The 12221-nt window shown below is 66.8% G+C and carries 9 protein-coding genes and 2 pseudogenes; 6 read left to right on the top strand and 5 right to left on the bottom strand.

Translation table 11 applies throughout. The features are described 5' to 3' along the window. Window positions 1-114: 114 nt before the first annotated feature. Window positions 115-1248, top strand: a complete 1134-nt coding sequence (locus tag FDZ84_RS33945; protein WP_168589172.1) for a diaminopropionate ammonia-lyase — start codon at window positions 115-117, stop codon at window positions 1246-1248. Then, complete coding sequence (locus tag FDZ84_RS33940) at window positions 1245-2516, top strand: hydantoinase/carbamoylase family amidase (RefSeq protein ID WP_168589171.1); 1272 nt, start codon at window positions 1245-1247, stop codon at window positions 2514-2516. Before FDZ84_RS33945 ends, FDZ84_RS33940 begins: the two co-directional genes overlap by 4 nt. A gap of 43 nt (window positions 2517-2559) precedes the next feature. Here the strand turns inward: FDZ84_RS33940 and FDZ84_RS39695 are convergent. From FDZ84_RS39695 to FDZ84_RS33910, 5 genes and pseudogenes are all read right to left on the bottom strand, one after another. After that, a pseudogene (locus tag FDZ84_RS39695) lies at window positions 2560-2822 on the bottom strand (ABC transporter permease); the annotation flags it as partial. A gap of 506 nt (window positions 2823-3328) precedes the next feature. Continuing rightward, window positions 3329-4486: a helix-turn-helix transcriptional regulator gene (locus FDZ84_RS33925; protein ID WP_246868624.1), complete on the bottom strand. Its 1158-nt coding sequence runs from the start codon at window positions 4484-4486 to the stop codon at window positions 3329-3331. Window positions 4487-4868: 382 nt separating this feature from the next. Next, window positions 4869-5081, bottom strand: a pseudogene (locus FDZ84_RS40275) (DUF6262 family protein); the annotation flags it as partial. Next, window positions 5071-7320: a tyrosine-type recombinase/integrase gene (locus FDZ84_RS33915; RefSeq protein ID WP_210435294.1), complete on the bottom strand. Its 2250-nt coding sequence runs from the start codon at window positions 7318-7320 to the stop codon at window positions 5071-5073. The pseudogene FDZ84_RS40275 and the gene FDZ84_RS33915, both read right to left, overlap by 11 nt. After that, a complete protein-coding gene (locus FDZ84_RS33910; protein WP_256413614.1) occupies window positions 7317-7835 on the bottom strand; it encodes a tyrosine-type recombinase/integrase in 519 nt (172 codons plus the stop codon). The genes FDZ84_RS33915 and FDZ84_RS33910 overlap by 4 nt, the downstream gene beginning before the upstream one ends. 135 nt (window positions 7836-7970) lie before the next feature. Here FDZ84_RS33910 and FDZ84_RS33905 point away from each other — a divergent pair, with 135 nt between their 5' ends. Genes FDZ84_RS33905 through FDZ84_RS33890 form a run of 4 tightly spaced genes read left to right on the top strand, consistent with a single transcriptional unit; the run spans window position 7971 to window position 12200 of the window. Continuing rightward, the gene (locus tag FDZ84_RS33905) at window positions 7971-9137 is read left to right on the top strand and encodes a tyrosine-type recombinase/integrase (RefSeq protein ID WP_246868544.1); all 1167 of its coding nucleotides are present in this window, start codon (window positions 7971-7973) and stop codon (window positions 9135-9137) included. Continuing rightward, complete coding sequence (locus tag FDZ84_RS33900; protein WP_210435292.1) at window positions 9134-10399, top strand: hypothetical protein; 1266 nt, start codon at window positions 9134-9136, stop codon at window positions 10397-10399. Before FDZ84_RS33905 ends, FDZ84_RS33900 begins: the two co-directional genes overlap by 4 nt. Next, the gene (locus FDZ84_RS33895; RefSeq protein WP_210435291.1) at window positions 10360-11622 is read left to right on the top strand and encodes a tyrosine-type recombinase/integrase; all 1263 of its coding nucleotides are present in this window, start codon (window positions 10360-10362) and stop codon (window positions 11620-11622) included. Before FDZ84_RS33900 ends, FDZ84_RS33895 begins: the two co-directional genes overlap by 40 nt. A 56-nt stretch (window positions 11623-11678) precedes the next feature. Beyond that, window positions 11679-12200, top strand: a complete 522-nt coding sequence (locus FDZ84_RS33890; protein ID WP_168589169.1) for a hypothetical protein — start codon at window positions 11679-11681, stop codon at window positions 12198-12200. Window positions 12201-12221: the final 21 nt, after the last annotated feature.

The raw sequence follows: 12221 nt of genomic DNA, 5'->3' as shown, positions 1-12221 counted from the left end.
TTTTCAGCTGGTCTGTAACGCAGAGTAACAGGCAAACGTCGTATCAAGTAACTTGACGGTTGTCCTACAAATCTTTAAGTTGCCTTGCAGGGCAACCGCGCAATGGAGGAGCACATGCCGCAACCCCGCGTCATCCAGAACCCACTCGTAGACAGGAGGGCTGTCAAGTCCCTTGTCGACGAAAGCCAGGCGTTCCACCGGTCAATGCCGGGTTATCAACCCACGCGGATCACCACGGCCCCGGGCATCGCGGCAAAGCTCGGTGTGCGGTCCGTCCACGTCAAGGACGAGTCCGGCCGGATGAACATGCCCTCGTTCAAGGTCCTTGGCGCGTCGTGGGCCACATACCGGACCATCCTGCGGGCCTTGGGACTCCCCGTCGATGCGGGGATCGGCCTGCCCGAACTCAAGCGACGGTTGGCCACCCGCCCCGGACTGCGGCTGATCGCCGCCACCGACGGAAACCACGGTCGGGCCGTGGCCAGGATGGCCGCGCTGCTCGGCATCGGCGCGCACATTCTGGTGCCCGACGACATGGTCCAGCCGCGCATCGACGCCATCGTCTCGGAGGGTGCGGAGATCGAAATCGTGGACGGCGGGTACGACGACGCAATTCAGCGCAGCGCCGACCTCGCGGACGAGAACAACTTTGTAGTGTCGGACACCTCATGGGGCGGATACGTCGATCCGCCAGGCTGGGTCATCGACGGCTACTCCACGATGATCAACGAGATCCTGCAGGAGATCGAGTCGAGCACCGTACCGCGCCCCACCGTGGTGCCCGCCCAGATCGGCGTCGGCGCGTTCGCAGCTGCGGTGGTCAGAGGATTCGCCGGTAGCGAGCACACCCGCCTGATCGGGGTCGAGCCGACCGACGCCGACTGCATGGCGGCCAGCATCGAGGCAGGCGAGGTCGTCACCATCCCCGGGCCACAGCGGTCCATCATGGCTGGCCTCAACTGCGGCACCCCTTCTATGATCGCTTGGCCGGACGTGTCGCGCGGCTTCGACGCGTTCGTCACGGTGACCGACAGCGCCGCCGAAGAGGCGGTGCGGCTGCTGTATGCCGACGGCGTCTTCTCCGGCGAGAGCGGTGCGGCCGGACTCGCCGGGCTGCTCGAACACGCCGCCGCGCTCGGACTCGGCACCGAGGACGACATCCTGCTGATCTCCACCGAGGGCCCGACGAACGTGCCCGCTTTCAACCGCATCACCGGTGCGCAACTCACCGAACAGGGGCAGAAATGACCAACGACACCGCGTGCGTGCGCATCGACAAGGGCCGCCTGTGGGACTCGCTCATCGCGCTCGGCGAGGTCGGTGCCTATCACGATCAGGACACCGATCTGCAAGGCGTGTGCCGACTCGCGCTCACCGACGAGGACGTTGCCGGACGCGAGCTGGTCATGGGCTGGATGCGGAATGCGGGCCTGACGCTGCGTCGCGATCAGATCGGCAACGTCTACGCCCGCAGGGAGGGCGAGGACAACTCGTTGGCCCCTGTGCTCGTTGGCTCCCACATCGATAGCGTGGCGACGGCCGGGCGTTTCGACGGTTGCCTCGGTGTCCTCGGCGGGCTGGAGGTGGTGCGGACGCTAAACGACAACAACATTTTCACCAAGCGTTCCGTCGAGGTGGCCATCTTCACCGAAGAAGAGGGGGTTCGCTTCGGCACCGACATGCTCGGCAGTGCCGTTGCGGCGGGCCGGATCCAGCTCGCCGATGCCCGTGCGCAGGTTGACAGGAACGGCATCAGCGTCGGCGCCGAGTTGGACCGGCACGCACTGGTCGGCGATGTGAAGGTGCCGATTCACCCGCCGTACGCCTATCTAGAGTGCCACATCGAGCAAGGGCCGATCCTTGCCGAGGGCCGCATGCAGGTCGGCGTGGTGCGCGGTGTGCAGGCGATTACCTGGCTTGAGTTGACGATCACTGGGCGGGCGGCGCACGCGGGTGCGACGCCGCAACGCCTGCGCAAGAACGCCGGCCTAGCCGCAGCTATGATCAACGTGCACCTCAACGACATGGTGGAGTCGGGCGACTATGGGCAGATGCTCGCCACTGTCGGGCGGCAGGACAACTACCCGAACCTGATCAACATCGTCCCCGCGAACGTGTTGATCACCGTCGATCTGCGTAACCACGACGGCGAAGCGATGCAGCGCTCGATCGACGACCTGCATGCCTACCTTGCGGAGGTCGAGAAGGTCACCGGTGTCAAGATCACCTCGCGCACCACAGCCCAGACACCCCCGGTGGACTTCCCCGAGCAGATGCGGGATCTAGTCGAGAAGCAGGCGACCCACCTTGGGCTGACCTGTGATCACATCACGTCGGGCGCTGGTCACGACGCCGGCGAGATCGCCGCGCTCAGCCCAGCCGGAATGATCTTCGTACCTGGGCTCTACGACGGGATCAGCCACAACCCACGTGAGTACTCCACCCCGGAAGCGTGCGCGGACGGCATCAACGTGCTGCTCCAGGCCGTGATCGAGCTGGCGAATACCACCGACTGAGGAGGACATGGGGCTCAATGTTATTGATTCGTAGGGAAAATGTGTTGTGCGCGAAGAAGAGCACCTGCCGCCACAACAACCGGAGCACGTGGATCGAGACCGGGCCGGGAGCTGCTTGATCAGGCCCTCGTTCGAGATGAAGACCTCGGCGCCCTCGTTGATGCAGTTGCCGATGAAGCCCCAGATGATGAAGCCCACCGCCAGGTACGGCAGGTGCACCTCGAGAGGGTTGCCGAACAGTTGCGAGTACAGCAAACCGAGTGCGGTGCCGGTGCCTTTGCCGAGAACCTCATCCGTGCACGTCATGCGGCATGCTCGCGTGGAGGATGCCGCGGAGGCGATCGCGTCGGCGTATGTTCAGGCGAGCGATCTTGTCGGGATCTGCGGTAGGCGTGGGTAAGGGAGTAAGGGGTTCAGCGGGCGGTTGTTGGGACGTGGAGCAGGTGACGCTGGTTCCAGATCAAGGCGCGATCCAGAAGCTCCCGTCGGCGGGTCTGCACCCATCTCTCCATGATTGAGTTCATCCTCGGCATCTGGACGCCGCTGAGCACGATCTCGATCCAGGTATCCGACAGACCGTATCGAACAGGGCAGGGAATTTGCCGTCGCGGTTCCGGATGAGGAACCGTGCTCGGCAGCCTGCGTCTTCGAGGTCCATGACGAGATTCCTGGTAGCTTGTGTCACCAGGAGGCTGTGGAGTGTGCGGTGGCGCCCAGTGTCCGGATCCGCCGGGTGGCGTGCTCGCATGGCCCAGGTGAAGAAGTTCTTGGCACTATTGCGTTGGTGGCCAAGGTGAGTGGCGTGCCAGCGGTCAAGCGCGGCCTGGGTGCAGTTCGGCAGTGCCTGGTTGTGCTCGGCCAGCCAGGTAGGTAGCGCGCATGATCTGGGCGCCGGCGTTGCGCCGGGTGCTCGGTGACAGGGGGCCACGCTCGGCGCGGGTCCGCAACCAGGGGAGGACCTTCCAGGTCGCGAATTGCTGGACGACGGGTCGGTGTGCTTGGTCGTCGATCGCGCTGAGGTGTTCGGCCAGCCAGCGATCGAACAGCAACAGCTGCTTGTCAACTGCGGGCAGCAGGCCGCAGCCCATGAGGATCTCGCGCAGATACGCGGCAGCCCGCCACGGTTGTAGCGTGTCGAATGCCTTGTGTGACAACGGAATCTCTCCTGTGACCAGTCCACGCAGGAACCGGGGTACGTGCGGCCGGTAGAGCCATGTCAGCCCGGTGAGCGGGTTGTCCATCCCCACCAGCACCTCGAACAACGGGGCCAGCTCGGGAAGGATTTGGCCGGTGTCATCGCCGAGCAGTTCGGTCAGCTGATCGGCGAAGGTGCAGCGGGTGCAGAGCTTGCGAGCGTGCAGCTTGCCCTCGTGGCCGCAGCGCCGGCAGCGGTAGGACGTGCGGAATCCAGCGCAATCGGTGCAGATCGGCTGTCCGTCGGGCGCGACGCCGGCAAGGACTCGGTGATGTCCGCAGCGTGGGCAGGTTCCGCGGACCAGCAGCGCTCGATCGTGGCAGGTGCGGCAGACCGGCCCGTCTGGCCACCAACCGCTGGCGAAGTGCCGGTTTCCGCAGCGTGCGCACGTCTTCTTGAACCACCGTTCGTACTGTTCGTCGGTGGCATAGGTGCGGCTCATTCGTTCGGGAGGATTCGGGCTGCTCGGGGCCGTAGCTTGGCGACGGCCGCAGGCGGCGCCGGGCGGTCGTCGGTGGCGGTCTTGCGGACGCCGGCGGTTCTCGGCAGTGGTGGTGATCAGGTCGGCCGGGGTGCAGCCGAGGATGTCGCAGAACGCGGACAGCACCTGCAACGACAGGCGTTCCGGGGTGCCGGAGACTAGGCGGTGGACCTGGGAGGCGGACAGGTCGATGCCGCGTTCTTTCAGCAGGGGAACGAGTTCGGTGGCGGTGAAGATCTTGCGGGTGGCCATCACTTCCCGCAGCCGCCAGGAATAGCCGATCTTCCATTTCATGCCTGGTTCTCCTGTCCGGCAGCGCCTCGGCGATCGTGGCGTCGAGGTGGCGGCGCAGGGTGCGTCGGCGGAAGTCCGAGGAAACGCAGGTATATATGAAAGTGTGCTTGCGTGCTCGTGGCCAACCTGCTCCTGCATTATCTTGAGCCGTCTGCTCCCTCGGAGCCGTGACCTGCGGTGTTCCTTTGTGGACGTTGTTCTTGACGTATCGGGTGCATGCATGTTCGTGGCCTTTCAGCATGAGCTGATCGTTACCGGACCGGGATCGCGGTGGTCGGCTCGCGCCGACGCCGTTTCGTTGTGTGGCGGTTTCCAGCCTCCGCAACAACGAGGCGTCCGACGATCGCTGCCGGGCGGGCACCTGCGTTGCAGGAGCTCGGCGGTGTGCGGCGCGGAGGCGCTCGATCTCGGCGCGGACATCAGGTTCGGCGTAAAGCCAGGATCGGGAGACCGCCGCCGCTTGAGCGACCGCTTCGAAGGTGACGGGTCTGCCCTCGGCGTCGAGTTTGCGAAGGGCTTGGATCGCTTTGGCTCGGGTCAGCTCGTGGCGTTGCTGGGCGGCGGCGATGATGTGGCGGGAGTTGTCAGCACGCATCGGCGGCCTCGGTTCCGTCGGTGTCGGCTTCCAGCGCGGTGATGATGTTGTCGAGGTTGCCCAGGACCTGATGGTTCATCTCGGCCAGCCGCTGTTGGCCGCGGGCCTCGGCGGCGGTGATGATCTGCAGCACTTGTTGGCGGTGTTCGCGGTGCTGTGGCAGGAATTCCGGGGTCGTGATGAACATCGGGCATGTCAAACAAGCATTCGCGTGTGGGCAGGTTTTCACCGCGGGAAGGCCGCAGAAGCCGTTGGGCAGGGCTTGGGTGGCGCGGCCGAGTCGTTGCTTGGCCCAGTTCGCCTCGGCCAGTGGCCCGTCGGGGTCGATGGTGATGGTCTCGCCCTTGGTATTGACCTTGCGGGCGTTCTCCCAGTGCCGCCGGACGGTGGTGTCGTGCAGCCGGGCATAGTGCGCCGTCATCTCGCCGCTGACGTGGTCAAGCAGGACTCGGACGACTTCTTGGGGGACGTCGCGGTTGATCAGACGGGTGCCGAAGGTGTGCCGCCATTGGTGCGGAGTGAGGTGCACGGGTCGGCCGTACTCGTCTCGGACATCGCAGCGACTCAGCCAGTCGTTGAGTTGGCCGCGGTAGGAGTGCGTGGTCAGGGGCTTGCGGCCGTCGGGGTTCATTCGAGGAGCCGGGAACAGCCAGGGACTGCCGTCAGGCCAGCGTTCCAGGATCCGCCGTTGTTGCTCGGTGATGGCTTGTTCGACTTCCTCGTCGATCGGGACGAGGGCTTCCCGTTTCATCTTGCGGTTGGCATAGCGCAGGTAGGGCGCGTCGTCGCCGTCGCGGACCAGGCAGTCGAATGCGATCTGGCTCGCGTCACCGACGCGCAGGCCGCAGCGCATCAGGATGATGGTGAGCAGGCGCCCCTCGGGGTTGTGCCATCGGTCGAGGTTGTCCGACTGCTCGACCTGGGACATGACGTGCTCGGCCAGGCCCCGAGGGAGGCGTTTCTCTGGCTTGGGGAAGTCGTCGGGATAGAACGCCGCGTTGGCGGGCAGGTCGTGGTTCCACTCGTGCCGACGGATCGCCTCCAGAAACGCACCCAGCGAGCTGATGTCCCGGCTGCGCGAGTGCAGCGCTCGCGGGTCAGTAGCCAGGTCAGCGAGGTAGCGTTCCAGCATCGCGCGGTCCAGGCCGGCCAGGCTCGTGGCGTCGACCGAGGGCGAGGCCAGGAACCGGGCAAGTCGTGTGATCGCTTGGACGTCGATGAACGCCTGGTTGGGGCTGCGTCCGATGCTCAACCGCCATCGCGTGAACCGCTTGGCCAGCTCCCGTAGCCAAAGTTGCGGGATACTGTCGAATCTCAGTCGCTTGCGGCCCTCGATGCCCAATCGGCGCAGTTCCCAGACATCCCGGGGGAATTCGGCTTCCCATCCGGTCCCGCAAACGAGATCCTCGATATGTTCGTGGGCGTAGCGGAGGAAGGCGCGTTGGCCGTTCCGGTCGTGGCTGGGCCCTCGGTGGTCGGCGAAGTATTCGGCCCAGCGTGGCATCGGCCAATCCAGCAGCGAGGTCACCCCGCTGGCGGCGACGACGTGCACGACGACGTTGACCGTCCAGCTTCCGGTGTTGATCTGGCGCTCGTCGTGACGGCACTGTAGCGCGTACTGCAGCTCCAGCTTGAGTTGTCGTGCGTCGTCCAACGGTCGGAAGTCGAACCTGTCGTCTCCCCGCGATTCGCAGGCGGCCACGAACTCGTCGATGTCGGGTTGGCCCACCGCATACCAGCGCGACTTGTGATTGAGGCAGAACGGCGAAGTGCCTTGGGTCCACAGCGTGCAGAACGACAGCCGGCAGACGTCCTGGCCGTCGTGCTCGACGACTGCCAGACTGGCCACCCATCCCGCACGGTCCGGCTTACCCGCTCGCTCCCAGAACCCGTGGTGGCGCACGCACAAGCCCTGTCGCGCAGTGCCGTAACAGCAGCCCGGGACTTCGCACGCGGTCAAGTTTTTGCGTCCCGCCAACTCCGGCAGTGCGGTGGACGCGAACACAGCGATGTCGGGTTTATCCTGCTGGATCCACTGCCGATAGTGGGCCCGGCAAAGGCCACGGGTGCGTGGTTGGCCGATGCAGCTGGTAACCCGGCAGGCGTCGTTGTTGAAGATCAGAGCGCCGCGTTCGGGAACGAACATGTCCACTCGGAATTCGGGACGCACCTCCGCCATGAGCTTCGCCAGCAGACCGTTCCGGGCAGGCACGGCGGCCGTATAGTTCTGGTCACTCACCAGCGCACCTCGTTTCCGGTCAGGAAGCCGGCGGCCTCAAGCGCCCGGCGGGCGTCCTCAACGGTGAGATGCCCGTAAATGTCCAATGTGGTCGCAATCGAGGAATGCCCGAGCAACGTGCTGACCACTTCAATCGGGGTGCCCTTGCGGAGCAGGCGAGTGGCGTAGGTGTGCCGGTACCAGTGCGGATCGAAGTCGACGCCGGTGACACGGCGCAGGCGTTGCACCAGGTCGTAAACCGCCGGGTAGGCCCACGGGCGCCCGAGTGGTTGGCCCCAGAGGTTGACGAACACGTAGTCGGAGTCGAGGTCGCCGTACTCCTCATGCAGGTAGTCGGCATAGAGCCGGATGACTTCCGGACTGACCGGGATGGTGCGCGGTGTCGCCGACTTGGCCCGTGCTCGGTTGTCGTTGTCCCGAGGCATGACCGTCAGCTCGCCCTCGGCGGCGGCCAGGTCCTCGTGCCGTAGGCCCAATGCCTCACCGATCCGGATCCCTTCTCCAGGGGTTCCCAACCCGTTGCATGACGTCGCCCGAACCGGGTGATCTTGTCGGTGGTGCGGTGGTTCTCCGGGGGTGTGGTGCTCGTGGCTGGTAGTCGTTCACGTAACTGTCCACTTGAGAGTGAGAAACGCATGCGGGCATTCCCGGTGAGATTGCCGTCCGGCCAGCGGTATTGGACGGTGCTGGATGAGGATCTGCAGGTGGTGGCCGTCGCCGATGACTTTCTGCGGCAGCAGCGGTTCGGTCGCGACGGGGCGGAGTCCACGACGAAGGCGTATGCGCATGCGATCGCGTTGTTCCTGCGGTGGTGTGCCCGCACTGGGCGGTCCTGGCAGGCCGGTATCGAACACATGGCGTTGTTCATGACCTGGCTGGCTCATGCCGGGCCGGACACCTCGAGCGCCGAGGCGTCCGGTAGCGGTGGGGTGGTGTTCGCGGGTCCTGGCGCCGCGCCGGCGCGGTCCCCGTCACGGATCAACGCGATCCTGACCGCGGTGCGGGGCTTGGTGGTGCACGCGGTCGCCGCCGGGCAGGCCTCGGCTGGTTTGGTGTCGCTGCTCTATGAGGTGGCCGACGACCGTGATCTGCCGGAGGCCGCTCGGGATGCCGAAGGGCGGATGGCGTGGCGGCTGCGAGCGCGGCATCGGCTGCGGGAGCCGGAAACCACAGTCGATCGGGCCAGTGACGCCGAGATTGTCGCGCTGTTGCGGGCGTGCCGCTCGGCGCGGGACCGGCTGATCGTGTTGTTGATGGCTCGGGCAGGGCTGCGCCGTGGGGAGGTGTGCGGGCTGCGCCGCAGCGATGTCCACTTGCTGATGGACTCGCGTGCACTGGGGTGCGAGGTGACCCGGTCGCATCTGCACGTGGTGCGCCGGGAGGACAATCCGAACGGGGCATGGGCGAAGTCCCGCCGACAACGGACGGTGCCGCTGGATTTCCTTGTGGTGCAAGCCTTTGACACCTACGAGTTCGAACGCATGAAGGTGCCGGCAGCCCGGGGCAGCGACTTCGTGCTGGTCAACATCTTCCGTGGCCAGATCGGCGTGCCGATGCGTCCTGACGCGGTCGGGGAGCTGATGGCGGCGGCCTCCCGCCGGGCGGGGCTCGACGGGCCGGTCCGCGCGCACCAGCTGCGGCATGCCGCCGGCAGCAATATCGCGGATGCCGGCGCCGGGATCGACGTGGTCGCCGAGGTGTTGGGGCACGCTGCGGTCTCCTCGTCGAGTGTGTACGTGCATCCTGACCCCTCCCGGCTGCGGGCTGCGGTGGACGCAGTGCCCAGCCCACGCGAGCAGACGGGGGTGGGCCAGTGAGCACCGCCGTGGCGCGCGCCGTCGCGGTCGCCGGGGATGCGTGCGAGTTCCCGCACGTGCTGGGTGGGGTCGGGCTGGACGGCCCGGCGGCGCGCCTGGCCTCGATGGTGGAGCGCGACTTCCTGGATGAGGCGGGGTGGGATCCGGCAATGCAGGTGTTGTCTCCACCCGCGGAGCATCGGCTGCTGGGTCGGCGGGTCTGCCGGGCGCAGGGGTGTGAGGGCACCGCCCACAGCAGGTTCCGCGTGGTGTGTCACCGCTGTTCCACTCGGTTGACCGGGCTGGGGATGAGCGCCGAGGAGATCGCTGCTGCTGCGCAGCTGCCGGGAGAGCCTGCGCGGGCGGAGCGTTGCGCGGTGCCGGGATGCCAGTGCGTGCCGACGATGCGGCATGCGGTGTTGTGCGAACCGCATGCCAAGAAGTTCCGTGTCCGGCGGCCGCGGAGGTCGCTGGAGGAGTTCCTGGCCGATCCGCGGGTGCGACCTTTCCCGCCGATGCGGCCGTGCCAGGTGGCGGCGTGCACCCGGGCGGCGGACGGTGCGTGCGGCTACTGCAATACCCACTATCAGCGCTGGCGCGCGGCCCAGGGAAGCGACCCCGAGCTGGATCAGCGGGTGTGGCAGGCCATCGAATCGGGTGTGGCCGAGCCTGGGCAAGTGAACCTGCGAGCGCTGCCGGTGCGGGTGGTCGTGGAGGTGCTGTTCGGCATCCAGCAGCGTGTCCGTGGCGGGGCGCAGATCCCGCAGGGGAGTTTGCGGGTGCTCTGCGACACGCTGCGCCGTCAACAGGTCGGCTCGATCGAGAACGGTGAGGTTGTCCGCGATAAGCCGGTTCGGGTGTTGCTCACCGCGCTGACCCAGCATGTTCGTCGCGCGCTGGCCGACCCCGGTGTCGAACAGGGCAAGGATGTCTGGGATTTGGCGATCTTCGGTCACCGCGGAACCCTGTCGTTCCTCGGGATCGGGCAGCCGTGGCTGCGCCGGGCCGTCAAGCGGTGGGCGGCCGAGCAACTGCCCCGTCACCGTGGCCGCGGCGCCGCCCGGGTCCGCAGCAAGGTCAACGCGCTGAGGCTGCTGTCGGAGTATCTCGGCTGCCGATCGGACCGTGGGGGCGATCCTGCCGCGCTGGGCCGCCGGGACGTCGAGGGGTTCCTCAATCGGCTGGCCTACCTGAATCCAGCGATCAGATCAGCCGCTACCGCCGGAACTGCCTCTGCCGCGACGTGCGGGCGGTCCTGGCCGGGATTCGCGCCCTGGGCCTGACTCGGCCCGGTCAGCCCGCGGCGGGGCTGCCCGGCGATTTCGCCCTCGGGCGTAGTGACATCCCGGCCGAACCCGAGCGGGGTGAGCCCGGCCGGGACCTGCCGCCGGAGATCATGGCCACGTTGTGCGCCAACCTCGCCAACCTCGAGCCCGTCGATGCCAGGGTTGCCGCCCAGCTCGGTATCGACACCGGACGCAGGCCCGAAGACATCCTCGGCCTGCCGCTGGACTGCCTGGACCGCGATAAGGACGGTGGCCCCGTATTGGTCTATGACAACCATAAGGCCGACCGGCTGGGCCGGCGTCTGCCGATCAGCCAGGCCACCGCCGCGGTGATCACCGAGCAGCAAGACCGGGTTCGGGCCCGCTTCCCCTCTATCCCACCGGCCCGGCTGGTGCTGTTGCCCTCACCACGCCGTAATCCCGACGGGCGCACGGCGATCAGCATCGACATGCTGGACAACCGCCACCGCGAGTGGGTTGATGCGCTGCCGATGCTGCGCACCCGCGAGGGCGCCGAGTTCGACAAGACCAAGATCACCCCATATGCCTGGCGGCATTCCTATGCCCAGCGCCATGCCGATGCAGGGGTGCCGATCGACGTGCTGGCGGAGCTACTTGATCATCGGGACTGGGGCGCGACTCGGCGTTACTACCGCATCGGGGAAGATCGGCGCCGCGCCGCCGTTGACGCGGTCACCGCGCTCAGCTTCGACCGGCACGGCAACCGGATCTGGCGTGACGCGCGGTCCTTTTTGGACTCTGAACATGCTCGCTACGCGATCGGGGAAGTTGCCGTGCCCTACGGGGCCTGCAGCGAACCATCCAACGTGCAGGCCGGGGGCGGAGCCTGCCCGGTGCGCTTTCGATGTGTTGGCTGTTCCCACTTCCGGACAACGGTTGCGCACCTGCCCGACCTACAGGCCTACCTCGACGATCTGTTGCACACCCGTGAGCGGTTGCCCGCCACCGTCGACGGGGTCGACGAGTGGGCCCGCCTCGACGCCACCCCCACGCAAGAGGAAATCACCCGGGTCCGGCAGCTGATCAACCGCATCAAGAGTGACCTCGCCGACCTGGACCAGACCGAGCAAGCCCGCATCGACGACGCGGTCGCGGTGGTGCGCCGTCACCGCGCCGCGCACGCCGTTCCCCTCGGCATGCCCACCGTCCGGACCGCCGCAGTCCCGGCGCCGACTACCACCGCGGAGGCCACCGCATGACCGCCACGACGAGCCAGCCAGTCAACACCATGCCGGCAAACAGGAGGACCCAAGCGATGCGCGATGGTCGTCACGCCGACACCGCACGTTGTCGACAACGCGTCCTGGCCGCCCTCGACCGCGCCGTCGCCGAGGGCTCCGAGCTCGGCGCATCCGCCATCGCCCGCGCCGCGGGCGTCGATCGCAGTTTTCTCTACCGACACCGTGACCTGCTGGAGAAGATCCACGCCGCCGACGCCGAGCCACCTGCCGCCGACAAGGGCACCGGGCCAGCGGTCACCCGGGCCTCGCTGCAGACCGATCTGCTCGCCGCGCACGAACGCGCCGCCCGCCTCTACACACGAATTCAACACTTCGAGAAGCGGCTCTCCGAGGCCCTCGGGCAGCAGGCCTGGCGCGAATCCGGACTCGGCACCCCAACCGACATCGACGCCCTCCACCAGCAGATCACCCACCTCGAACAACAGGTCGTCGACCTACGCCTGCAACTCGCCGAACGCGACGAGGACCTCGAAGCCGCCCGCACCGCCAACCGCGAACTCATGACCCGCCTCAACGCCCCCAACACCAACAGGTGAACAACCCCCAGCAGCCACTTG

This window comes from Saccharopolyspora sp. ASAGF58, from assembly GCF_012277335.1.
Lineage (GTDB): Bacteria > Actinomycetota > Actinomycetes > Mycobacteriales > Pseudonocardiaceae > Saccharopolyspora > Saccharopolyspora hattusasensis.
Note: the sequence above shows the minus strand (reverse complement) of the source record. Positions and strands in the feature narration are given on the sequence as shown.